This window comes from Bombiscardovia coagulans (genome assembly GCF_002259585.1).
Classification (GTDB): Bacteria; Actinomycetota; Actinomycetes; order Actinomycetales; family Bifidobacteriaceae; genus Bombiscardovia; species Bombiscardovia coagulans.
The window spans coordinates 645,150-669,791 of the sequence record NZ_MWWS01000004.1 but is presented as its reverse complement, the minus strand read 5'-3'; the positions used below and the strand labels follow the sequence as shown (position 1 = coordinate 669,791).

At 48.4% G+C, this 24,642-nt stretch carries 14 protein-coding genes and 2 pseudogenes; 14 read left to right on the top strand and 2 right to left on the bottom strand.

Annotated elements, in window-relative coordinates:
• Positions 1–24: 24 nt before the first annotated feature.
• From BOCO_RS07665 to BOCO_RS04640, 5 genes and pseudogenes are all read left to right on the top strand, one after another.
• Positions 25–1,939: pseudogene (locus tag BOCO_RS07665) on the top strand (type I polyketide synthase); the annotation flags it as partial.
• A gap of 74 nt (positions 1,940–2,013) precedes the next feature.
• A pseudogene (locus BOCO_RS07660) lies at positions 2,014–4,023 on the top strand (beta-ketoacyl synthase N-terminal-like domain-containing protein); the annotation flags it as partial.
• A gap of 728 nt (positions 4,024–4,751) precedes the next feature.
• On the top strand, positions 4,752–5,000 hold the full coding sequence (locus BOCO_RS04650; protein ID WP_094722878.1) for a hypothetical protein: 249 nt from the start codon (positions 4,752–4,754) through the stop codon (positions 4,998–5,000).
• Entirely contained in the window at positions 4,978–5,298 is a 321-nt protein-coding gene (locus BOCO_RS04645) for a type II toxin-antitoxin system YafQ family toxin (RefSeq protein WP_094722877.1), read from the top strand. The genes BOCO_RS04650 and BOCO_RS04645 overlap by 23 nt, the downstream gene beginning before the upstream one ends.
• A 231-nt stretch (positions 5,299–5,529) precedes the next feature.
• Positions 5,530–5,988, top strand: a complete 459-nt coding sequence (locus tag BOCO_RS04640) for a holo-ACP synthase (RefSeq protein WP_094722876.1) — start codon at positions 5,530–5,532, stop codon at positions 5,986–5,988.
• 10 nt (positions 5,989–5,998) lie between these two features.
• Here BOCO_RS04640 and BOCO_RS04635 read toward each other — a convergent pair whose 3' ends face one another.
• Both BOCO_RS04635 and BOCO_RS04630 read right to left on the bottom strand, forming a co-directional pair.
• On the bottom strand, positions 5,999–7,510 hold the full coding sequence (locus BOCO_RS04635) for a family 43 glycosylhydrolase (RefSeq protein ID WP_094722875.1): 1,512 nt from the start codon (positions 7,508–7,510) through the stop codon (positions 5,999–6,001).
• A gap of 18 nt (positions 7,511–7,528) precedes the next feature.
• Complete coding sequence (locus tag BOCO_RS04630; RefSeq protein ID WP_094722874.1) at positions 7,529–9,127, bottom strand: glycoside hydrolase family 43 protein; 1,599 nt, start codon at positions 9,125–9,127, stop codon at positions 7,529–7,531.
• 212 nt (positions 9,128–9,339) lie between these two features.
• On the opposite strand from BOCO_RS04630, the gene BOCO_RS04625 reads away from it, so the two are divergent.
• From BOCO_RS04625 to BOCO_RS04585, 9 genes are all read left to right on the top strand, one after another.
• On the top strand, positions 9,340–11,511 hold the full coding sequence (locus BOCO_RS04625) for a family 43 glycosylhydrolase (protein ID WP_094722873.1): 2,172 nt from the start codon (positions 9,340–9,342) through the stop codon (positions 11,509–11,511).
• On the top strand, positions 11,511–12,584 hold the full coding sequence (locus tag BOCO_RS04620) for a LacI family DNA-binding transcriptional regulator (RefSeq protein ID WP_244568737.1): 1,074 nt from the start codon (positions 11,511–11,513) through the stop codon (positions 12,582–12,584). Before BOCO_RS04625 ends, BOCO_RS04620 begins: the two co-directional genes overlap by 1 nt.
• 176 nt (positions 12,585–12,760) lie before the next feature.
• A complete protein-coding gene (locus tag BOCO_RS04615; RefSeq protein ID WP_094722872.1) occupies positions 12,761–16,099 on the top strand; it encodes a family 43 glycosylhydrolase in 3,339 nt (1,112 codons plus the stop codon).
• A gap of 160 nt (positions 16,100–16,259) precedes the next feature.
• A complete protein-coding gene (locus tag BOCO_RS04610) occupies positions 16,260–17,255 on the top strand; it encodes a glycoside hydrolase family 43 protein (RefSeq protein WP_094722871.1) in 996 nt (331 codons plus the stop codon).
• Positions 17,256–17,476: 221 nt separating this feature from the next.
• Positions 17,477–18,796 (top strand): ABC transporter substrate-binding protein, encoded by a 1,320-nt coding sequence (locus BOCO_RS04605; RefSeq protein WP_244568736.1) that lies wholly within the window; start codon positions 17,477–17,479, stop codon positions 18,794–18,796.
• A 136-nt stretch (positions 18,797–18,932) separates the two neighbouring features.
• Positions 18,933–19,883, top strand: coding sequence for a carbohydrate ABC transporter permease (locus BOCO_RS04600; RefSeq protein WP_094722870.1), 951 nt, complete (start codon positions 18,933–18,935; stop codon positions 19,881–19,883).
• Positions 19,880–20,788 (top strand): carbohydrate ABC transporter permease, encoded by a 909-nt coding sequence (locus BOCO_RS04595; protein WP_094722869.1) that lies wholly within the window; start codon positions 19,880–19,882, stop codon positions 20,786–20,788. Before BOCO_RS04600 ends, BOCO_RS04595 begins: the two co-directional genes overlap by 4 nt.
• Positions 20,789–20,971: 183 nt before the next feature.
• A complete protein-coding gene (locus BOCO_RS04590) occupies positions 20,972–21,928 on the top strand; it encodes a TatD family hydrolase (RefSeq protein WP_094722868.1) in 957 nt (318 codons plus the stop codon).
• 339 nt (positions 21,929–22,267) lie between these two features.
• Positions 22,268–24,559, top strand: a complete 2,292-nt coding sequence (locus BOCO_RS04585; protein ID WP_094722974.1) for a KUP/HAK/KT family potassium transporter — start codon at positions 22,268–22,270, stop codon at positions 24,557–24,559.
• Positions 24,560–24,642: the final 83 nt, after the last annotated feature.

Here is a 24,642-nt window from a genome sequence, read left to right as displayed (position 1 = left end):
ACTGGCCCAGAGCCTGTCCAGAGTGCTGCCGGTGCTGCATCCGGCGCAGATGTGGCAGACATACCATTCAAGGCTTCAGATGCGATTCAGGTACTCCTGGCATATTCGGCTAAGATTCGCACTGACCAAATCGGTGTTACTGATACGACTGACAGTCTCACAAACGGTGTCTCTTCTCGGCGCAATCAGCTCTTGATGGACATCTCTTCCGAGCTCGGTGTGGCTTCCGTGGATGGTGCGGCAGAGGCTTCTATGGCAGACTTAAGTGCCTTGGTCAACAAAGTTGCCCCGAACTACAAGCCTTTCGGCCCAGTGCTTTCTGATATCGTACGTGAGCGAGTGAAAGCCCTCTTTGGCCCAGCTGGTATGAAACTCAAGCAGGTAGAAGATAGGGTGACTGGTGTCTGGCAGCTGGGCTCGGGTTGGGCTACTGCTGTTGTGGCTAATCTGGTTTTGGATACGCGTGAAGGTACATCCTCTCGAGGTGGTGAGTTGGCTACGTTATCTTCGCAGCCAGTTTCCACTGTTGCAGCGGCTAAATCTTTGATAGATCAGGCGGTGCAAAACGTAGCCCAGGCCCATGGTGTAACAGTAACGCTGCCGAGCGCAGGAGGTGCCTCTGGTGGATCTGTGGTTGATTCTGCAGCCTTGGATGCGTTTGCGGCCAAAGTTACAGGTTCTCAAGGGCTATTGGCTTCTACGGCACGTTATGTTTTGGACCAGCTAGGTCTGAGCTCGCCTGTACCTGCTGGAGATGAGAACGAAGATGCTGCGGTTGTGGCGGCTATGGAAGCAGAGCTTGGGTCTGACTGGACCAAGCAAGTAGAAGCTGAGTTCGATGAGCGAAAGGCAGTGCTCTTTGACGACCGTTGGGCTACTGCTCGCGAGGATTTGGCTCGTATCTACTATGAAGGCGATACTCAAGCGCGCTCTGCTTCCTTTATCGGTGCAGGTAAGGAAGTGCAAGCCCAAGCTGCATGGTATGAGCGACGGGCTGACTTGGATGGTAAGGCAGACTTGGCTCAGGTCTTCGCGAGAATTGCTGGTGAAGCTGGGCAACAACTGACATTCGACCCCGCTGCTTGCCGCTTTGCGGGAGATGTAGCTGTAGTGACGGGTGTTTCCCTACACTCTATAGCGGGTTCATTGGTGGCTGGTTTGCTGAAAGGTGGTGCAACTGTTGTCGCAGTCTTCCATACGTTAAATCAGTACAGTGTGCAATGGGCTAAGAGTCTCTACCGACAGCATGCAGTTGCTGGAGCGAAATTGTGGATTCTACCTGCCAATTTGTCGAGCTTTAGGGATGTGGATGCGCTAGTTCACTGGGTTGGGGCAACTCAGAAGAAGACGACTGGTGCTACTACAACTGTGCTTAAGCCAGCTTTGGAACCCACTATATTATTGCCTTTTGCTGCTCCACCTATGCATGGCACTATGGCAGATTCTGGCCGTCTTTTTGAGTCTCAGGCCAGGCTCATGCTGTGGAGCGTTGAACGGATGATTGCTGGTTTCTCTCAAATTGGTGCAGATACTGACGTTGACCATAAGCTCCATGTTGTTCTTCCAGGTTCACCTAACCGAGGCATGTTTGGAGGTGATGGCGCTTATGGTGAGGTGAAGGCTTCGCTTGATGCAATCGTTAATCGTGCAGGCAGTGAGAGTGATTGGTCAAACCGAGTAACCTTTGCGCACCCGTTGATTGGCTGGGTGCGAGGAACCGGACTCATGGGAGGCAATGATCCACTTGTTGCTGCTGTAGAACGCCAGGGGGTAACCACATATTCAACTGAGGAAATGGCTAATAAGTTGCTTGATTTGTGTACAACTCAAGCTCGCCAGCAGGCTTTATTGGCGCCGTTGAGTGTTGATTTGACTGGTGGGCTTGGTGGTGAGCCTCTTGACTTGGGAGAGCTCAAAGCTCAGGCAGCTGAAGATGCGCCAGGAGATGCAACTCCTGATGAAGATGTTTCGCAGGTGGTACCGAGTGTTCCCCCTGGAAAGAATCAGCATATGGTAAAAGCTCTGCCTACCCCGCGGATACCCCAGCAACCAGCTGTTGATCTTACGCAGTGGGAGGGTGTTACTGCTAAACCAGAGGATGAAATTGTTATTGTTTCTATTGGAGAGATGGGACCCTGGGGCTCAGGTCGCACTCGCTTTGAGGCTGAGCTTGGTATCCATTCCGATGGGCAGGTAGACCTCTCTGCTGCTGCTGTTCTTGAAATGGCTTGGAATATGGGGCTCATCGAATGGCAAGACAGTCCCAAGCCAGGTTGGTATGATACGGACGGCAACCTAGTTCCTGAGGAAGATATTGCTGAACGTTATCATGATGAGATCGTAGCCCGGTCGGGTATCCGCCCGTTTGAGGATGGTATGGGTGCTGATTATCAGGCTGGTACCAATGAGGAGGAAGTGGACGTCTTCCTTGACCATGATGTCGATTTTTCTGTCCCCACTCAGGAAATGGCTCAAGAATATGTCAAGCTCGATCCAGACCATACGCGGGTAGCTCTGGATGAGGAGTCTGGCGAGTGGTGCGTCACCCGGACTGCTGGTTCTAAGATCCGTGTACCCCGTAGGGCTACCATGAGTCGTACTGTGGGCGGTCAGTTCCCGAAAGGCTTCGACCCTGTCAAGTGGGGTATTCCTGCTTCCATGGTCGGTGATGTGGACGAGATTGCCTTGTGGAACATTGTGACTACGGTGGATGCATATTTGTCGGCTGGTTTCAGTCCAGTGGAAATTCTCCAGGCTGTGCATCCTTCCAAAGTGGCTTCAACGCAAGGCACAGGTTTCGGTGGCATGTCATCCATGCGTAAGCTCTACCTAGACCGCTATCTGGGCCGAGAAATTCCCACTGACATCCTTCAGGAAGCCCTGCCTAACGTGGTGGCAGCTCACGTCATGCAGTCTTACATCGGTGGCTACGGCAATATGATTCAGCCGGTGTCGGCTTGTGCTACTGCTGCTGTCTCACTGGAAGAGGGCGTCGATAAGATTGCTCTAGGCAAGGCCGACTTTGTGGTCACTGGTGCTATTGATGATATTGGTGTTGAATCGGTTATTGGGTTCGGTAACATGAATGCCACAGCCAATTCGGCAGAAATGTATGGTAAGGGTATCGATCCTCGGTTCTTCTCTCGGGCCAATGACCGCCGTCGAGGTGGTTTCTTGGAGTCACAAGGCGGCGGTACTATTTTGCTGACTCGTGGTGACATCGCCTTGAAGATGGGGCTGCCGGTTGCTGGTGTAGTGGGTTATATTCATTCCTTTGCTGACGGAGCTCACACTTCAATTCCAGCTCCAGGCTTAGGTGCTCTGGCTGCTGGCATGGGTGGTAAGGATTCTGAATTGGTGCGCTCCTTGGCGCAACTAGGTGTTGCTCCTGATGAGATTGCAGTGGTCTCCAAGCATGATACATCTACCAACGCCAATGATCCCAACGAATCTGAATTACATAATACACTGGCTCGTGCCATTGGTCGCACTGAGGGCAACCCCCTCTATATTATTTCTCAGAAGACGCTGACCGGTCATGCTAAAGGTGGGGCGTGCATCTTCCAAATTAACGGTCTGACTCAGCTCTTCCGTTCTGGAGTTATTCCAGCCAACGTGGCACTTGACTGTGTGGATCCTGAGCTCAGGCGTGACGACCATATGGTTTGGTTGGAGAGGCCCTTGCATGTAGGTGCGATCAAGGCTGGCTTAGTTACTTCTCTAGGCTTTGGTCATGTTTCTGGCATTGGTGCTATCGTCAGCCCGGGTGCTTTCGAGGCTGCTGTCGCTAGGAGCGAGGGGCTTGATGCGCTTGAAGAGTGGCGAAGAAAAGCTAACGAACGCTTGGCTGCTGGTCAGCGTCGTATGCAAGAAGGTCGGATGGGGAGTGCAGCCCTTTATGAGCCCATTGATAACCGTCGCTTCCATGAAGATATCCCAGGATACAGTGCTCATGAGATTGAAAAGGCCATGCTTCTCAATCCCGATGCTCGCCTAGGATTTGAAGGCTACTTTGAGGCTTGATGTTACGAGTGAGCGTGCAATCATTCTAGTGGTTTGATCCGAGTATTCGCCTGGTCTCTAATAGAGATCGGGCGAATACTGTATTTTCAGCGCGGATACTAGAGGGGATTGATTATAGGCACAAGCAGGTATAGTGACTTGGCGTTGCCTTGACATATGCCTGTATTATTTATTGTTCCTGCTGAGATAAGGCTTGCAACGTAATCGTGAGTAGCTCAAGGTCCAGGTATCCATGACCAATCCAAGGGTATCCGGGATCCTGGTACTTTCATGGGGCCTTGGGCAGGAATCCTCGTTCAAAATGGAGAAAAACGTTTTAAGGTATAGCTCGCCCAGAACGTCCTGTTAGTATTCAGCTCAAACACAAACCATATGCGCGACCAGTGCTCGGTACTGAGCATCCAAGGGAGTTTGTCGATCATGGTAATGCAGTATTGTGTCTTCAGTCAGTTGCTCATGAGGGTTAGTAATGCTTGCTCCTCACAGATGGATAGGCGCGAATGCAGAAGCTGATGCCTGTTCAAAGTCGGTGCACAACAACATTCAAAGAAGCCATGAAAGGATTAACGAACGTTACTACTGCCTGAGGTGTGCCGGTTTATGTTCTGTACACGGTTGTTTGCACTGCTAGAGAAGTGATGCATACATATATGTGTGAAGATAAGGCGTTTAATAGTTGTTGCATCGGGTAACATGGAGTGATAGCGGTTCGAGGGGAAGAGGATGATATGGATGCATCTGATGTGAAGATCGATTTCAGTGTTCCACTGACCGTCTCTGACTTTGAGCAAGGTGAGGCGAATGCGCGTCGAGAGGGTACGACACTCACTGAGCTGGTGCAGACTTTCGTGCACAATTTAGCTGATGAGGATGATGCGGATGATGATATTGTCTTACATACTCCGGCTGAGACGAGGGCGTTCTTTGATCGTATAGTCCAGGAAGAAACCGGTCGTGTACGAACTCAAGGTCTCTAAGGATTTTCGTAAAGATTATCGACGGCTCTCTCGGTGGAATCCTAAACTAGCTCGGGAGCTAACTGACTTGCTGGAACATGAATTGCAAGTATATGGTCGGGTGCCCGAGCAGTGTCGACCTCATACCTTAGACAATCGTGGTGGTCTCTACAACGGATGTGGTGAATTTCATTTGCTTGATGACGTTCTCGTTATCTATAGTCCCTTCAATCCAAAAGGTACTATTACTCTTCGCCGTATTTGTACACATAGAGAACTGAGAACGGGACGTTTTGGTCATGATTGGCCGTCGGAATAAGTAGCTGTATTATGGTCAAATGAGAAATACTGGAAAGACCTGCTGATGCGTCTTGTGCGGAGGCATCGGCTGTTGGATACTTTCTTCAGTTCGAAAATGATGAAATGACAAGAATAGGTTTTGTTTAAGAACGATGCATAGAAGGCTGTAGGAAACAAGACTATGCTGCACCGGAGTTCGTAGCTCTGGGCTCTTAATTTCTTGTAGTGGTTCTGAAGCATACTAGAAATTATGGAAGAGTATGGAGTCCACGGTGGTCTGAATCGGGTACTTGGGATCGGGCATGACCTGGTTGATGTGGGGGCCTTTGAGGGCCTGTTGCAGGAGACAGGTTCTAGGATGAGGCAATTGTTTTCAGTTCGCGAGCTGAGACAGGCAGAGGCCCTAGCCGCCAGCAAAGGTGATGCGTCGAGTTTGCACTTGGCTGCGAAGTGGGCCGGCAAGGAGAGCGTGCTCAAGGCTTGGTGCACAGCCCTAGGTTCCCAAAGGCCCCCTTATACAGTTGATACCTTTCCGTGGGCAGAGGTTGAGGTTATCGATGATGTACTTGGGCGCCCAGGTATCTACTTGAGTCAAACGGTGGAGGCTCAACTGGCACAGTCAATGAAGCAACAGCAGCCTCTGATGTGGCTTATTTCTATAAGTCATGATGGGCCAGTTGCTTCGGCGGTTGTCTTGTTGGGTCTGTAGTTACAGTCAATCAGATTTTAGTGGCCCAGAGGGAGATATTGTTGCCGATTGCACTCAAGCAGAAGCGTAATTGGTTGCTGGCATCGTCGGGAAGGAACGATAGGCATCCTTCATAGTCGTCTGAGCCGTCGGTCAGCTGAATATGCTGTATGGATTCCGATTTGTCTTGCAGCAACTGCCAGTTCCCATCCTTGCTACCTTGAGTGTTGTCCAATGTGAATCTGCCGTTGGCTTCCACGTGTGCAAGTAAGGGCATATTGATGCCTGTTGTCCCATCTGCTGTTGCTTCTTGGTGCCTTGTATGCTCTCCTTGCTTATCATTAAAGAAAGTGCTGGGGCGGTGAACAATAACCTCCCAATCACCGGCTAATTGTTCAGCATGCAGTAGTTTATCGTGGGATTGACCTGCTCGTACGCCTTGATAGGTAAAGGGTGCAGCGGTTAGCCAGCCGTCAGCAGTGGGCAAGAGCTGGCGGATCATAGTTTGGTAGTTGTCCTCTCCTTGGTTGGCGAAGCGAGTGTGGTACACCATATAGATGCTTCTGTCGGAGTCAATGAGAGCTGAATTATGTCCTTGGGCAACTTCTATTGGTCCATCTTGTTGTGGACCTCCTATCCACTGGTAAGAAGATAGCAAACGAATGCCGGTGGAAGTTGTCCAGTTATTGGCAACTTTACTGGTAGAGATGGCAGGATTTCCTGCTTCATCGAGGTAGGGACCGGTGATGGAATGCGAACGAAATTCTCGAACCTGATAACCGCCGGTACGTCCCAGCCAGCCATAAGAAATGAAGAGGTACCACCAGTCCCCGTAGTGCATGAGGTAAGTTCCTTCGCCAGAATTCCAATATCCGCCAGCTAACTTCACCCCATAGTAAGGGTCAGAAACGTTGGCGATTGTTTGATATTCGACTGTATAATCGCGCAGGCCGGTGGTTGGGTCTAACTGAACCATCCAGCAGCCACCAAACCAAGAGCCAAAGTTCATCCACAGTTTCCCATGTTCATCGAAATTGATGCCAGCGTCGATGGCGTTGATGCGGGTGTTGGTTAGAGATTGGTAGCGTGTTATATCTGCATGGTTGCCTAACACTTGTGGCACATCGGTTTTCCCTACATTCTCAGGTGTAAAGCCTGAGTATATAACAGGTCCAACCAGATCCCAGTCTCCGTCTAGGTGGTCTGCGGTAAGCAGGGCGATAAGAGAACGGTAATTATCTCCATTAATGCTCATATACATACACCACTTACCTAAAGATGGGTTCCAAATCACGTCAGGCGCCCACATGTTTCCATCTATATTAGGGTTAGTTTCTTGCTGTGGCCATGATTGCCATAGGTCTTTAAATAAGGTTTTATAATTCCGGGTAATGTTATTGTCGAGACGTTCCCAGTGGAGCAAATCAAAGCTCTTGGCAAACCGGCGGTGGGTGCCGAAAATATAGTAGCAGTCACCCTCTTTAGTGATTGCCGGATCGTGAATATAGGCTATACCGTGTTCTGCTGCCGGGTAGAGTTCCATAATGTTGTTAGCTTTCTTTTAATAGCGTGATCCCCAGATGCAAAGGTTGGAGCCGATGGCAGAAAAGGTCATAACCTTTTTGCCATCTTGCTCTCGGGGTACATAAGAGAACACTCCTTGGTACTGTCCCGCGTAACTACCAGTCTCTATGGTAAGCACTATCTGATTGGTGTCGATTGCTCTCTTCCAACTGCCGTTAACATCTCCGCTTACAGTGCCGTCTGATTCAAATCGAACCCGTTGTGGTTGATTGACGCCACGGTAATTCGTTGAGTTCTTGTCTGTCACCTTGTGAGGCCCTTTGAAGTATTGGTCCTGACGGTGGAACAGCAGTTCATACTTGCCTGACTCTTGGTCAGCTGGGTAACCTTTTGGATTAGCTTTTATTCCCCTATATTCATAGGGGGATGCTACCAGCCAGTTGTTGGCTGTGGTCATGAGTTGGCGCACTCGTATTTGGTGTTCTTCGTCTCGATCACTGAATCGAGTGTGATAGATCAAGTAGATGGTTCCGTCAGTATCAACAAGTGCACAATTGTGACCTTGTGAAACTTCAATATGGCTTTTACTGCTGCCAGACCATTGATAGGAGGAGAGGAGTCTGACGCCTGTACTATCAGTCCAATTGTTGGATGAAGGTCCTATAGAGGTGGCAGGGTGATTATCTTCGTCTACGTATGGTCCGGTGATGGACTGAGAGCGGAACATGCGGATTTGGTAGCCGCCTTTCTGTTCTAAGTGTCCATAAGAAAGAAAGAGAAACCAGTAATTGTTGACGTGAATTAGGTATGAACCTTCTCCGGAATTACCATAACCCCCTGCTAGTTTATGTCCATAGTATCCGTCGGAGACATTCGCTTCGGTGGGATAAGTTATTGTGTAATCACGCAGACCTGTACTGGGGTCCAATCTAATCATCCAGATTCCGCCGAACCATGAACCAAAGGTCATCCAGAGATTGCCATTTTCGTCGTACTCTACGGAAGGATCAATAGCATTAATGCCAGTATCGGTTGTGGAGAGGTAGCGCGTTATATCTGCATTGTTCCCGAGAACTCTTCCTACGTCAGTAGAGAAAAAGTTACCCTGATTAAAGCCTGAATAAACTACTGGCCCTACATAGGTCCAGTTGCCGTCGATACGGTCGGCAGTTAGAAGGACGATAACCGAACGGCAGTCTGCTCCATTCAGGCTCAGATACATGGTCCATTTTTTTAAGGCTTTGTTGTATATAACATCTGGTGCCCACATGTTTCCTTTGACATCTGGGTTAGAAGACTGCTGAGGCCATTCCTTCCAAATGTCGGCAAATATGGTTTCATAGTCTGTACTCAAGTTGTTAGTAAATGGGGTCCAGTTGATCATATCTGAGGAACGTGCATAGGCACGATGACTTCCAAATGTGTAATATTCTTTACCTGCCTTAACGATCGAAGGATCGTGAACAGAGATTCGTTTGGGGGAAGGCCAAGAAGAGTTGGATTCCTTATTGTTTGAGTCAACTGCTTGCGTATTGTTGGTGCCAGCTTTTCCACAGCCAGAAAGTATGCAGGTGAGCAGTAGTGTGACACTAGCTATGAGTGCTAGCAGACTGGCATATCGCGTTGGCTTGTGCATAGAAGACAAGACTTCCTCTCTTTTCCTGCTTTTGCAGCGTTCGTGAGACGCCGGGAGCACTTATACAACGTTGTTAATCATGCAAAAACTCATAGGTATGTGCCATTTTGCTGCTTGCTCTACGGTGTCACTGTATAGTTTATATCGTTATAAAGATAAGAGCGAATGAGCTCTGCTCCCGTGTGTCAGAGGCGACTGAAAGGAATTGCACTATGGTAAGTGTGCGCCAGGAAGAAGAGTGTAGTAGGTCTTTGCTCTGCTATACCAGGCAACCTACGTCTAGGGAAGAAGCCAATAACGCAGACATTGCGTTCAGCATGCACTTAGCTTTGCGTTCAACAACTGATGGTTCATGGTATCCGTTGAACGATAATTATGGTATTTTCTTTGCAGCAGGTGTTCCAGTTGAAGGGGTGCCCCAGTCAGCCCGGGTTGCCTGTACTGCTGCGCGCCGCTTTGTGCCTGAACCAAAGGTTCAGGAAGTTGCTAATCCTGGCTTGTCTCACCATGATCATTCCCGACAAGCCAAATCGGCAATTTCTTCTGCCATAGACTGGGATGCAGTTATGCCGGGTGTGGATATTGTGCTCAAGAGTCTCATAAACCCCTGGCTCTTTCGCTTAGTTGACGGACGATTCGGTATTATTGCTACTCGAACTGATCGAGATGGTCAGCCTGATGGATCTGAACGAGATTCGTTTCTTGTAGCCGTCTCCAAAGATTTGAGAAGTTTTGATCGTCTTGGTCAAATTCATATTAAGGGTGCAAACGGAGTACACCGACCGCGAGCAGTATGGGACGAATCAAAGCAATGTTATCTGATTTTCTGTAATGACAGTCAAGGGCAACTAGCTTGTGCTGCTATGACCGATCTGGATATGAATAATGCTTTCAGTATAGACCTAGTTGCCGTAGATTCAGATGTAATAGCTTTGGATCCAGACCAATCGCTGAAGGCGGCAGATTTTCCCATAGCGGATGTTCATCCTTGCAATATAGTGGCGATAACCGAGTGTGAAGCGGAAGTGCTTGAAGGCAGGTTTGGACGTATGTATAACACTGCTGTCAGTGTCGAACCCTTGCATGTGCATGCGGATACTGTGTATCAGTTGCGGGAACAGTTGACCAGTGTTCAAGCCCAGCTGAGATATTCTGACGGCTCTACGGCTATGCGTGGAATTGAAATTGACAAGAATCAACTTGCGCTTTTGGAAGCAGCATGGAAGGAAGAAAAACTACAGCCCGGTTTTCGGTGTCATTTGCGCGGTCGGGTCCGCCAGCAGTTGTATCCAGTGCCCTTTGCTAGGGAGCGTGCTGATCCTTCGATGGTTCCATTCACTTGGAATGGTAGGCAATTCTTCATGTTTATGGCCACTGAAGACGAAGGTGGAAACTGCGTCGATCCTAGAGGAGGGCATACCCATATGCCTCTGAGGGTTGCTGAATCCATCGCAGATTTGTCGGACGAGTCAGGTGGACGTGTGTGTGAAATTGACCTACTCAAATGCGGTGATTGTAATAGTGAAGGCCGGCGTATGACAGGATGCTTCTGGGCTCCAGAACTTCATATCATCGGTGGCCGTCTTTCTGTCCTCTTTATGCCGTGTTTTGACGGTGAATTGACCAACCCGGACGGGAGCGCTAATACGTGTGCAGGTAAGCCTGACATGTGGACTGGTTCTTGTCATATTATGCAGCTGAGGAAAGATCGTGCAGGCCAAGATTTGGATCCACGTAATCCGTCTAACTGGGATAGTCCCCGGCCCATTCTATGTAAGGACGGTTCACCTCTCAATCCGGTAGAGAGGATCAGTTTGGATATGACCGTCATTGAGGATTCGGGGACTTGCTATTATGCTTGGCAGCAAGTGGGGTCAATTTGGATAGCCCGCTTTGATCCAGCTGTACCCGATCGGGTGATCAGTCTTCCTCGGCAAATTATTGTACCCGAGTTTGCTTGGGATAATATGATTGCAGAAGGGCCTAATGCTGTTGTGCATGATGGGCGTATTTTTCTGATTTATTCTGGATCCTTGGTAGGCATAGACTATACCACCGGTTTAGCGACCGCTCCCTCGGATCAAGGTGTAGATTTGACTGATGCGAAGAACTGGACGAAACTAGATTATCCTCTACAAAAGTCGAGTATCTACAACGGTTCTTGGCAGCTTGGTACGGGGCATGGCATGTGGAGTCGAGATGAGGATGGGCATCAGCTGTACGTTTTCCACAATGCCGAATATAGTGAGGGAGAGTACCGTGGGCGTGATACCCAAGTTCGACGTGTCCATTGGTCTGAAGAAGGAATGCCGGTTCTCGACATGCAGTGTAATGAAGAACTTAATACCGCGAACTCGAAGATTTGTGTGGAGGTGAATATCTGATGCCTGATGTTTCTGAGAAGGATAGTATGCACAGTTCAATGCCTACTATGAAAGATGTGGCACAAAGGGCTGGCGTTTCAGTGAAAACAGTCTCGAACGTAGTGAACGATTACGAATTTGTCTCAGGAACCACGCGGCAGAAGGTAAACCAAGCTATTGAAGAGCTGGGATATGTGGTTAATGTACCTGCACGAAATTTGCGTTTAGGGCATACAGGTATGATTGCGCTTGCGATTCCAGACCTCACGTTGCCGTATTTTGCCCAACTGTCATCCTTGGTTATTAAGGAAGCAAAAAAACTTGGTTTACGGGTTCTGGTTGAACCCACATTGTATTCCCGCCAGGGTGAGTTGGAAGCATTGCACGGTTCTCAGCACTCAATGATTGATGGACTTATATACAGCCCTCTTGAATTAGGTATGGGTGATGTGGAACAACTCAACGTTTCATACCCAATAGTGCTTTTAGGAGAGCGTATTTTTACGCGTGATGTTGATCATGTGGCAACGGAAAATGTGGAAGGTGCTAAACGAGCAACTTCCTACCTTATTGAGTCAGGCTGCCGTAAGATTGCTGTAATTGGTACACATCCGGGCGAGGAGTTGGGGTCCGCAGCCCTGCGTTTAACCGGTTACAAGCAAGCTCTGGAAGAAGCAGGCCTGCCTTTTGATTCGCGACTGACTGTGCCGTCCCGTATGTGGCATCGTGTTGATGGTGAAAGTGCGATGAATGAGTTGTTGGATTCCGGACTTGTGCCTGATGGGGTAGTGGCATTTAATGACATGCTCGCAGCGGGTGCCCTTCATGCTATCCAGATGCGTGGTCTCAAGGTGCCTGACGATATTTCAGTTATCGGTTTTGATAATTCTGAGGATTCTCAGTATTTATCACCTTCGTTGACTTCGATTTCGCCAGGCTTACATGATGTTGCTCATCTGTCTGTTCAAGTGTTGAAAAACCGGATCGACGGCGTTCGTCCACTCGGTGTTGAATCTGGTGAACACGTATTTTGCAAGATTGCGTCTACTTTGGAGATACGGAATTCTACGCGCCCTCTGACTCAACAAAAGTAGCCCGGCCAGGGCATGCTGTAAAGACACTTGTAGCTGTCATTACTATGTGTGAAGCCTCTTAGACAGGCACTTTATAACGTTGTAAGATAGAGTTGTTCGCTGATGAACGATCGGTGACTCAGGGCGCGGGTTTGAACCTGCATCTTGCTGGTATACGCATACAAAGGAGTTGTGTAATGAGTCATATTGTCAAGTTTTATCGAAAATCGATATCTGGAAGATTAAAAGCTTTTTGGATAGTGATCATGGTTACCGCTATGGTACTGACACTGTGCGCTGTAGTCGTGTCTCCTAGGGCGTCCGCAGTTCAGGATTTACAAAAGTCTGAACAGCCAACGCTTCAACCTTCAGTAAAATATGATTTTTCATCTATGCGAGCTGGAGATCATGATCTGGCGAATTTGGGTTCTCAAACTAATGTTGGGCATGCTCGTTTGCTTGATGAGCACGAGGCGACTGCTTCTGCCATAATGCAAGACGGTGCATTGGCTATGCAGGGAAACTATTACGTCAAGCTTCCCAATGGTCTTCTGTCCAACCATTCGAGTGTAACTATTTCTACTGTTGTGAAAAATGATGCGTTCAATGCTTCTGGACCATGGACGTACTTGTGGTCTCTGGGTGGTACAGGGCAGGCGAGTAAAGGGTCTTGGGCTGTCTCTACCCATACATCGCTCTATACGTCTATAACTTCTCAAGGTAATGGTGCTGGTGAGACCTTCTTCTCTGCTTCCCGGAATGTGTCAATGAGTGATTATCAGACGCTCACTGCCACCATCGATGGCACTAATAATGAAGTGACGTTATATATAGATGGTAGTGTAGTCGGTTCTTCGAAAGCTACCGTTAATCCAGCTCAATTTGGCGATCAGACCCATAATGTCATAGGTCAATCGAGATATCCGGGTGTTGGTGATGCTCTCTTCCATGGTGGCATCAAGGCTTTTGCTATCTACGACCGTGTGCTGACTCCTATGCAGATAGCACAAAGTTTGCAGCCTGATGGGGTTGGTCGCTTGCTGGATGAGCAATTGCACGGATTGACTTTACCGTCTTCTGCGATAGACGATTTTGCTTTACCCGCCACCACGCCGGCTGCTCAGCTTTCTTGGACCTCATCTGATCCGTCAATAATCACTATTGATGCCGACCGTGCACAAGCGCGGGTACATCAATCCTCAAGTGATCAGCAGGTAACGCTAACTGCAAGGGCACAACCGCTACCGGGTATGGCGCAACCCAGTCGACATGTCACCCGTGCTTTTCAAGTTCTGGTTCCTCAACGTGTGGGTACAGATGGCTTAGCTTCTAAAATTGCGGATGCTATACAGGTTGAGCGGGCCGATGATGTGCGGGGTGATTTTCTGCTGCCTGCTCGTATGAGCCTACCTGCATATCATGTAGAGGGTAGAATCAGCTGGAAGTCGTCTGATCCTAACCTAGTAAGACCGCAGAAACCGATCGCTGGTTCTCAAACAGTTGCAGCTATAGTCCATCGTCCTGACTGTGGTACTGCTCGTAGTGTAGTGCTTACGGCTACTGTTACGGTACCTCAGCTGGCAAAGCCAGTAACTAAGCAAGTTCAAGTGAGCCTTCAGCCTCTTTCGGCCGGGGCAGACTCAAGTCACGTGAGGACTTCTTCGCATGATCCTTCCATCGTAAAGGCCAATGGTAAGTATTACATTTTCGGGTCCCACCGTGCTTGGGCTCGAAGTACAGATTTGCAACATTGGGAGCCGTTTACCAATAACCTCAGCACTGATTATGAGCGCATTTTTGCACCTATCTGGAATTCCTGGCCTAAGCAAGCGTCCAACCCAGATGTAGCCGGCAATATGTGGGCTCCTGAGGTTATTTGGAACACCAGTATGAGCAAGTGGTGTATGTATATGAGTATCAACGGTGGTGGTTTTCCATACCAAAAGTCAGTGATGGTGCTGCTTACCGCTGATGACATCGAAGGGGACTGGACGTATGTGGGTCCAGTTATTTACTCAGGTTTCCAGGCTTCTAATGCAGGTAAGACTGATGTTCTCAAGGTACTTGGTCAGCACCCAGATCTTACTCGCTATTCCAGCTTAGAAGATACTGGCTTAAATATGATAGATGCTTGCGTCAAATATGACGAAAATGGTGATTTGTGGATGAGTTTTGGCTCCTGGTTTGGTGGCATATGGATGATAAAACTCGATAAAACCACAGGGCTTCGTGATTATGACACGAAATATCCAACCCAGGCCAATGTTTCTGACGCCTACTATGGGCATAAGCTAGCGGGTGGTTATGGTAACTCGGGTGAGGGTTCAGCCTTGGTTAAGCATGGAAACTGGTGGTATCTCATGCTCTCATATGGCGGACTTACGCAAACTGGTGGGTATCAAATGCGCGAATTCCGTTCTCGGTCGATAACGGGTCCGTATCTGGATCAAAATGGTAACCCTGCTATATATACCCGTAAACTTCCAGACGATAAGCTTGTGAATAGAGGGCTAAGAATTATGAGCTCAGTTCATCAAACAGGACAGCATGAAGTAATGACTGCTCAAGGTGGTAATGCGTTACTGACAGAAGCTGATGGTTCTATTTTTAATGTGTACCACTCTCGCTTTGTGCGGACCTCGGGTAACCAAGAAGAACATCAAGTTAGGGTAAATCAGATGCTGGCTACGGCTGACGGCTGGTTGGTCTCCTCTCCATATGAGTATTCAGGGAAGTTGGGTGCAGTGACCGAAGCGAGTTCAGTGCCTGGCGAATATGAATTCGTTGTGCATAATCCGACCTCTTTCTATGCAGGAGGGACAGTAACGGCAGCTGGCATAAATCAAACTCAACAATTGGTTCTCAAAGCTGATGGTAGCTTGGGTGGCGTGGCAAAAGGGCGCTGGGAGATTCATGGGTCCAACCTCAAGTTGCATGTGAGTGGTAGTTCAGCGATGAGCGGCATTCATGGTAATTATGAGCTTGCTATAGCGACGCAAGTAGATGAGTACAACCAGCGGCGCATCGTGTTGAGTGGTGTTGGTGGTGACGTATTCACGAATGCTGGTTCTGATGTTCCTGCTGCTTCAGGTGCGGTAGCTGTTTGGGGTTCACGAATATTGGGGGACTCATCAAGTACCCCGGTGCCTTGCTCCGTCAACGATGACAACCATGGAAATACTGACGGGAATATTGGGAGTAAGGATCAATCAAAACAGCACGCAAGTACGATTGACAACTCTGTCAAGGAAAAGGAACGCCAAAACGCTACAGGTGTGAATAAGCAATTTGATCCAGCTCACGCGCTCAACAACCGTAAAGATGGTTATATAACAAAAGCTATCGCCTTACCAGTGTCTCGGCGAGAAACGCACAATAGTGAACATAGATCTCATGGGTTGATGAAGGCAGTTACTCAATCTCAATTAGCTTACACTGGTGTTTCACTGGGCTTTGTCATAGGTGTAGCGCTGGTATTGGGCCTATTGAGTTTGGTATGTGCTGGTGTGTTTCTGGCAGGATTGCATCGCCAGTAGTTCGATTTGATGTACCGACGGTTTAGGTGGGTCAGCTGCCTCTTCCTTAAGGGGCAGCTGATAACAAGCGAACGCTAATTGATGAGAATCATGAGGAATTGGTGTATATTATAACGTTGTAAGTTTGCATTGTTCAACGATGACTTGATGGGAATGTGAAATGTCTCAATATCATAATCCGATTGTGTTGCAGCGTGCAGATCCTTGGCTGCTGAAATATAATGGTCACTACTATTTCACTGGTTCGCACCCAGAGTACGACCGTATTATCTTGCGGAAAGCGGATCGTATTAATGATTTGCAGCATGCTGAGGAGCAAATTCTTTGGCGCAAGCATGACTCAGGACCCATGAGCAGATATATTTGGGCTCCAGAACTACATCGAATTGGGGGTGCTTGGTATATTTATTTTGCTGCGGCAGAAGATGATTTTGGATCTCACGATTTGCCTACTCACCGCATGTATGTTTTAGAGAATACCAACGAAGATCCTTGTTCTGATCACTGGGTGGAAAAGGGGCAAATACATACGCCCATTGATTCTTTCTCGCTTGATGCCACGACTGATGTAATTGATGGTGTGCAGTACTTGATTTGGGCACAGAAGGATCCTGAAATTGAAGGTAATTCCAACCTTTATATAGCGCGTATGGAGAATCCGTGGACTCTGGCCTCAGAACCAGTTATGCTGTCTAAACCAGAATATGACTGGGAGTGCATTGACTTTATGGTGAATGAGGGTCCGGCGGTTTTGCGACATGATGGCAAGATTTATGTGACTTACTCGGCTTCAGGTACAGGTGTGCCGTATGCAGTAGGTATGCTGACTGCACAAGAGAGCGACGATCTGCTCAATCCTCGCTCTTGGAGTAAGAGTAAGGAACCTGTTTTTAAGACGTGTGAGGCCAATAATCAGTACGGCCCTGGGCATAACTGTTTTACTGTGTCTGAGGATGACAGCCAAGACGTAATAGTTTACCATGCTCGCAATTACACTCATATTGAAGGGGATCCGCTGTTTGATCCCAACCGTCATGCGCGTGTGGGAGTGGTCCTTTGGGCCGACAATGGTCCTGACTTTGGTGAACCTGCGCCTGATGACCGTTGGACGCCAAAGACAGGCGAGATTCTATCGCCAAGTGGCGATACCTATTAGGTTTGCTGGGGATTACGAGTGAACTTGTACATCGTTAGAGAAATTGGTATTATGAGATTTGCAACGTTGCAAAACATGTTTCGCGGCTGGCAACAGTTGGCGGCATGGGCATGTGAGGACGCATAACCAAATGTTGCCGACCAAGCACTGAAGCTAGGTTACGAAGTCTGTAATGTAGCAAGGCTGCTGAACAGTCGAGATCTTTCTCAAGAGGAAGGGACATGATGAAGAAATTTAAAAAAGCTGCTGTCGCAGCTGTTGCCCTAGCTACACTGGGCACGGTAGGACTTTCAGGCTGTGGTAGCTCGAATGAGAGTAGTAACACAGGCAAAGATGGCGTAACAAACATTACGATGTGGCACGGCTTCTCTGAGGCTGACGGCAAGACCCTTAAGAAAATAGTCGATAATTTCAATGCTTCACAGAAGAAGTATCACATTGATGCCCAGCTTCAGCCCTGGAGTACTATCGGCGAAACTATGGTGACGAAGGTAACTTCTGGTGACGGACCAGACTTCGTCACTACAGGTGCAGATAATGGGCAAGGCTGGTCCATTGACGGCACTTTCCAATGTGTACAGGATTTCTACGACGATCCAGCTAACGGTACCAAAGATTATCTGCCTAGTGTAACTGCTCAAACTGAGTTTAAAATCGATGGTAAGAAACAGCAGTGCGCTGTCCCTATGGGCTATGCTCCCACTACTGTCTGGTACAACACAGATATGTGGAAGGCTGCTGGCCTTACTGAAAACGACTATCCAAAGACTTGGGATGACCTTCTAGAAACAGCCAAGAAGTTAACAGATCCTGGTAAGAAACAGTATGGCATGGCGCTCGCAGATGTAGGATGGGCACCGTTCTTGAAGGGTAATGGTACTGGTATTTACGATACCAAGGGTAAAATCACCCTCGATTCGCCCGAAAACAAAGCGTTCTTGGAAAAAATGCGGGCTTTCTATAAGGCCGGCTACTCCAAGGCTGGTATGGACGATACCGCAGCTCGTGAGTCTTTCGAGTCCGGTCAGTCCGCCATGGTTATCGTAGGACCATGGGAAGATCAGGCTGCTACAGATAAAGGTATCAAACACGACCTCTTCCCAGTCCCTGAAGGACAAGGTTCATATGTGTATGCTGACGGTAAGAAGGGCTCCAACACTGGTTCGACAGGCCTGTATTGGTGGGTTACTTCACAGGTGAAGGATGAAGCCAAGAAGAAAGGTATTTATGAGTTCTTCAAGTATTACAACAACCATGATAATCAGGTGATGTGGTCTCTGGGCTCGGCTTATCCACCCAATAACAAGACAGTTACCGCGCAAGAGCTTTCTAAGCGTCCGCTAATTGCTAAGGTGGCTGAGAATACCGACAAATCCTATATTGGTATTGCTGGTCTTAAGGGTGGTTTCGGAGATATCGCCGCAACAGTCGACTCCCTGACTCAGAACACTTCTCGTACTGGCAATGATCTCAGTACTGAGCTCAGCAAGTCAGCTAAAAAGATCCAAGGTTATCTCGATGAATACAAGGCTGAAGACTAATCCGAGTCTCGGCTCGCTCAACATCTAAGCCATCTCATTTTTCGCTTGGGCCCGCTCTGCTGGCGGGCCTGGGTGAACGTTGACTAAAGGGTGAGTCACTGCTTGCTTTCATTCCAACATCGAATTGGAGGTATCGATGTCCACATCACATAAGGTTCCAACTGTTCAAGGTGTTGCCCAGGAGGTACAAGAAAACAAAAAGAGCTTATCGAGACGGAATATCCGTATTGGTCTAGCTTTTGTGGCTCCGGCCCTCATTGTCTTAACAGTTTTTGTTTTTTATCCCACTGTTAAAACATTCTTTACTTCACTGACTACAGACCGTATTAACCGCAGTGGACGCTTCGTGGGCTTCGAAAATTATGCGAAGCTCTTTACTAACGGCGACTTTTGGATTGACTTCCGCAATACTGTCATCTATGCCGTTTTTTATGCACCTCTAGTCGTTATTGTTGCCCTAGCGTTTGCGCTTTTACTGAACCGCAAGGACTTAAAATGCGTTGGGTTCTTCCGTACTTGCCTCTTTATGCCGTTTATTATTTCGCTGACGGTGGCTTCAATAGCTTGGAGTTTCCTGCTGTCGCCTTCGCTCGGTCTGATTCCATATTGGGCTAATCAGTATTTCGGCATCCAGCACCTAGATCTTTTAGGGTCTAAGTCTACAGCGCTGGCAACCATCATCGCCATTACTATCTGGAAGAATTTTGGCTATTTCATGGTCATCTTTTTAGCTGGTTTACAAGGCATTTCTCAAGAACTTTATGAAGCGGCATCATTGGACGGTGCTAATGCTTGGCAGCGATTCTTGCATATCACTATCCCAGGTTTGAGACCAACGTTTAATTATGTGGTTATTTTCGGTTTGATTGGCTCTTTCCAGGTCTTTGACCAAGTTTTCATCTTAACTTCCGGTGGTCCAGACAGATCTACAGAAACGATTGTGTATCGCATTTATACTGAAGCTTTTGGCAATGGCAAGATGGGCTACGCCTCAGCACTGTCTTATATTTTGTTGATTATGACACTGATTTTGGGCCTTGCTCAGCTGATCAGTAATAACAAGCATGAGAAGGAGGAAATCGGATGAGTCACGCTGCACAAGCACCATCGCTTTCCCAAGTGAGCAGTGAACGTCACAGGAGTGATCAGCTAAAGAAGAGGGCCCACACCCGTTCTCTTATTGCTCGGACACTTACATATGTGCTACTGATTGCGATGACGATTGTCATCATCTTTCCCCTGCTTATTGTTTTGATTACGTCTTTTACCCCTAATAAATTGACGCAGACTTGGCCACCTAAGATTATTCCGTCATCGTTCACCTTTGATAACTACACGTCGCTTTTCCAAAGAATGCCTATTGGTCGCCAAATGGTAAACACAGTAATTTTTGCTGGAACGGTGACTATTTTCTCAGTCTTCTTCGATGCTATGGCTGCGTATGGCCTCTCCCGCATTGATTTTAAGGGGCGTGGTTTCCTGCTGGGCCTGCTTATTGCGACTATGATGATTCCAGCTATGGCTCTCTTGATTCCCGTATACAAGCTCCTGGCTTCGATGAATCTGGTTAACTCGTACTGGGGCATTATTATTCCTAGACTGGCTGATGTTGGTGGTATTTTCCTCTTGCGGCAGTTCTTTATCTCGTTACCTAAGGATCTAGATAATGCTGCGCGTATAGATGGTGCAGGAGAATTTCGTATTTTCTTGCAGATTGTACTTCCCAATGCTAAGTCTGCTGTATTGGTAGTGGCAATGTTCAATTTTATGGGCAATTGGAATGATCTCCTCTGGCCCTTAATTATGACGTCTAAGCCGGAGACGCGGACTATAACTGCTGGCCTAGCTATGCTGACTGGTCACGGCTCTTCTGTTACCCCCTATGGTGTGGTGATGGCCGGTGCTCTCATATCTGCCTTACCCTTGCTTATTATCTTCTTCTTCATTCAGAAGAGCTTTGTGCAAGGTATCGCGATGACAGGCATCAAATAGCACAAAATAGAATACCGTTTTTTCCACTGCCTTACCAAGTAAGTGATGGAATCTTCGTAGTGCTGCGGCTCTGACTCGGGGTAGTCAGAGCCGTTTTTCTTTATCACAGAGAGTGTAACCCTGTAACCTATTCACAGTGATGGTACGTTCGAATGGGTACCCCTGGTACTTAGACTAGTACATATGAGCAAACATCATCGTCAAAGGGATTGGGCTCCGGCGCCTCCTGCACTTCCAACAGGTGTTCATGCTGTCGACAACCATACACACTTGGCTTCTGTGCCACCATTTGCCGCAGAGATGGATCGCCAGGCTCGTGCGCGTGGCCAGCAGCCGGTGCCAGTCTACGCTGTGGAACAGTTGATTGAACAGGCTCAGGAGGTAGGCATAGAAGGCTTTGTGGATGTTGGTTGCGAGCTGCCAAGCCTGGAGACAGCTGTGCGACTTGCTGAGCAGCATCCTGGAACGGTGTGGGCAGCCTTGGCTATACATCCTAATGAAGCTGTTCTGCATGGTCACCGGGGGGTTCCTGGCCCTGATGGGCTGCCCGTTCGCTACCAGCCTTGGCATGAGCAGAGTTTCGATCAGGCTTTTGAGCGTGTTGTCAATCTTGCCAGCTCACATACACAGGAGGTAGTGGCCATAGGTGAGACTGGCATGGATCTCTTCCGTACGGGCCAGGCTGCCGAGGATATCCAGCGGCAGGCCTTCCGCAACCATATCGCGCTTGCTAAGGAATTGAACCTGCCGCTCCAAATCCACGATAGGGATGCCCACCAGCAGGTCATCGAAACACTGTTGGCTGATGGAGCTCCTGAGCGTACTGTTTTTCATTCATACTCAGGTGATGCTGCTATGGCTCAGGTAGCGGCAGAACATGGTTGGTACTTGTCTTTTTCTGGGACAGTCTCATATAAAGGCAATGAAGGCATCCGTCAGGCTCTCAATATTGTGGGTCTTGACCACGTCATGGTAGAAACTGACGCACCATACTTAACGCCAATGCCTTACAGGGGTAGGACTAATGCTCCTTATATGATTCCATATACTTTGCGAGCTATGGCAGAGGCCTTGGAACTGTCTATTCAGCAGGTAGCAGAAGCCACCAGAAATACCACACAAGTTGTTTATGGTATCTAAGAGTAAATAAACTGGTGACGTTCAATTGCATATATTAGGTGAAAAAGTGCTACGGTAGTCGTCGCGTGCTTAAATCCTATAGAAGAAGTGCGCGCACAATATTGTTATTCATATCAGAAGAGTTACAGCAGACTTGCAGGTCGGCTAATGGAGGGCTGTATGTCGAACAAGGATCGCCAAACGTCCCAAGAAGACGTTAGTGAGACAGATGATGCTCCTCGCTTATCACAGGTGCAGGGTAAGGCGGAAGCAGGGCAGTTGGTAAGCTCCGCTTCACCGTCCACCGAATCTGAGGAGAGCAGGGACGGTAAAGCTGATCAGCAGGATTCTATCCTTCTGATGGAATCAATCACTAAAGCGCCTAAGCTGTCGAGTAAGGCACGCACTCCTGAGGAGGAAATTGAGCTGAAAAGAGCTCGACGGGAAGCGCAACGACAGGCTATGCGTAAGCAAAAGCCTGCGCGTGGTCCTGTGGGACGTTGGTGGCGTAAAGTGCAGGATTCGCCTGATAAGGTGACTCTGGGCATGGCTATCGTGGCCTTAGGTGTGGTGTACGGCGATATTGGTACTTCACCGCTGTACACCTTACAGACCTTCGTTGCTGGTCAGGGTGGCATTCAAAATGTAGATCGTACTTCTGTTTTGGGCATGCTCTCGCTTGTGTTCTGGTCTATTACCCTCATTACCACTGTTAAATATGTGCTCGTGGCTATGCGTATTGATAACAAAGGTGAAGGTGGTATCTTCGCTCTATATACGCTCGTGCGCAAATATGGCCGCTGGCTAGCAATTCCTGCCATGCTTGGTGGCGCAGCTTTCTTAGCTGATTCTGTACTGACGCCTGCTGTTTCTATTTCTTCAGCAGTCGAAGGTATGCGAACCATCCCTGTGCTGAAGCCAATTTTCCAAGAGACCCCAAACCTTACGATGATGATTACCCTGGTTATTATTGTCATCCTATTTGCTGTTCAGTCCCGTGGCACTGAGCGCATCGGTCACGTTTTTGGGACCGTTGTGATGGTTTGGTTTGCCTTCCTTGCAATTGTTGGCCTGTTCTCTATTCAAGGGGACTGGTCTATTTTTGCTGCGCTCAACCCTGTGTACGGTGTTAAATTCCTCTTCAGTCCCTATAACACGGTTGGTTTGGCCATCATGGGCACAGTCTTCCTTTCTACTACAGGTGCTGAGGCTCTTTACTCTGATATGGGACATGTAGGTCGAGGTAACATCTACGCCACTTGGCCGTTCATTAATATTGCTTTAGTTTTCAACTATTTCGGTCAAGGAGCCTGGATTCTACGGAACACCAATAATCCTGATTTACAGGGTGCTACCGATATGAATCCCTTCTTCCAGATGATGCCAACGACAGTTCGCTACCCAGCGGTGATTCTTTCGGTTACAGCAGGTGTTATTGCTTCCCAAGCTCTGATTACTGGTGCTTTCACTATGGTTTCTGAGGCAACTGGTTTGAACTGGATGCCTCATTTGCAGGTTCGTTACCCAGCTCGGACTCGAGGACAGCTTTATATCCCAACCATTAATTGGGTATTGTGCGTTGCCACACTGGCTGTGCTCCTCATCTTTAAGGATTCTGAGCACATCTCTGCCGCTTATGGACTTGCACTGACCATTACGATGATTACGACGACAATCTTGCTGATGGTCTACCTCTGGTACGACCACAAGCGTATTTTCTCCGTCGTTTTTGCTGTGGTCTTCCTCGCTATCCAAATTCTCTTCTTCTTGGCTTCAATGGCTAAGTTCATGCACGGTGGCTGGTTCACTATGCTTTTGACCGCTGCCATTCTTTTCGTTATGTACACCTGGAAAGAGGGAACGAAGGTTGAGCGCTCCCAGCGTAGGCATATGACGCCGAAAGAGTGCCTGCCCGCTTTGGAAATGCTCCACAACGACTTCCGTATTCCATACTTTGCAGATAATTTAGTGTATTTGACCTCAGATACTGAAATGCGGCGGTTGGATACAGACATCTTCTTCTCGATTTTCGCTGATCACCCTAAGAGGGCTCGTGCATGGTGGGCAGTATCGGTCCAAACGACTGATGCTCCCTTTACACGTGAGTACTCCGTCGAGAACTTCGGTACCAACTATCTGTTCCGTGTACGTATCCGCCTGGGCTTCAAGGTAGACCAGAATGTGGCCACCTACCTTCACCAAATTATGCATGAGCTCATTGATGGTGGTGAACTGCCTAAGCAGACATCAACCTATCCTAAGGTGGATGAAGATCCTCAGATTGGTACCATCACATACGTGCTGATTCACAAGGCTCTCATGCCTGAATCTAAGATCACCACGCGTGGTGCAATTTCCCTGAAGGTGAAGTATGCAATCCGTCACATGGCAGGAAATCCTGTCAAATGGTTCGGTTTGGCCCCCTACAACCCTCTGGTTGAAGTGCAGCCGCTCTTCGTTACGACTCGCTCAGTGCCCCGGCTCAACCGGGTAGCCTTGCCCAAGTCCCGTAAGGGAAAACGACCCAAGGCAAAGAATCACAACGGACTTCAGCAGACAGCCTCACAGGTTCCAGTCACCGTCACACAGACCGGTCAAGTATCCCGCGAGGTCTCTCATGCAGCAGAATCCTCATCGGGCAGCAAGAGTTAAGCTATATCTGCTGAAAACAGGGTCGGTAGTAGGGCTTTTTTTGCTCTACCGCCGACCCTGTTTGGTCATGGTTGCGCCATAAA

What these genes read in the sequence shown, in the direction of transcription:
- BOCO_RS04650 (WP_094722878.1), top strand. Translation starts at nt 4,752, where the DNA reads ATGGATGCATCTGATGTGAAGATCGATTTCAGTGTTCCACTGACCGTC.
- BOCO_RS04640 (WP_094722876.1), top strand. Translation starts at nt 5,530, where the DNA reads ATGGAAGAGTATGGAGTCCACGGTGGTCTGAATCGGGTACTTGGGATC.
- BOCO_RS04635 (WP_094722875.1), bottom strand. Translation starts at nt 7,510, where the DNA reads ATGGAACTCTACCCGGCAGCAGAACACGGTATAGCCTATATTCACGAT.
- BOCO_RS04630 (WP_094722874.1), bottom strand. Translation starts at nt 9,127, where the DNA reads ATGCACAAGCCAACGCGATATGCCAGTCTGCTAGCACTCATAGCTAGT.
- BOCO_RS04625 (WP_094722873.1), top strand. Translation starts at nt 9,340, where the DNA reads ATGGTAAGTGTGCGCCAGGAAGAAGAGTGTAGTAGGTCTTTGCTCTGC.
- BOCO_RS04620 (WP_244568737.1), top strand. Translation starts at nt 11,511, where the DNA reads ATGCCTGATGTTTCTGAGAAGGATAGTATGCACAGTTCAATGCCTACT.
- BOCO_RS04615 (WP_094722872.1), top strand. Translation starts at nt 12,761, where the DNA reads ATGAGTCATATTGTCAAGTTTTATCGAAAATCGATATCTGGAAGATTA.
- BOCO_RS04610 (WP_094722871.1), top strand. Translation starts at nt 16,260, where the DNA reads ATGTCTCAATATCATAATCCGATTGTGTTGCAGCGTGCAGATCCTTGG.
- BOCO_RS04605 (WP_244568736.1), top strand. Translation starts at nt 17,477, where the DNA reads ATGATGAAGAAATTTAAAAAAGCTGCTGTCGCAGCTGTTGCCCTAGCT.
- BOCO_RS04600 (WP_094722870.1), top strand. Translation starts at nt 18,933, where the DNA reads ATGTCCACATCACATAAGGTTCCAACTGTTCAAGGTGTTGCCCAGGAG.
- BOCO_RS04595 (WP_094722869.1), top strand. Translation starts at nt 19,880, where the DNA reads ATGAGTCACGCTGCACAAGCACCATCGCTTTCCCAAGTGAGCAGTGAA.
- BOCO_RS04590 (WP_094722868.1), top strand. Translation starts at nt 20,972, where the DNA reads ATGAGCAAACATCATCGTCAAAGGGATTGGGCTCCGGCGCCTCCTGCA.
- BOCO_RS04585 (WP_094722974.1), top strand. Translation starts at nt 22,268, where the DNA reads ATGGAATCAATCACTAAAGCGCCTAAGCTGTCGAGTAAGGCACGCACT.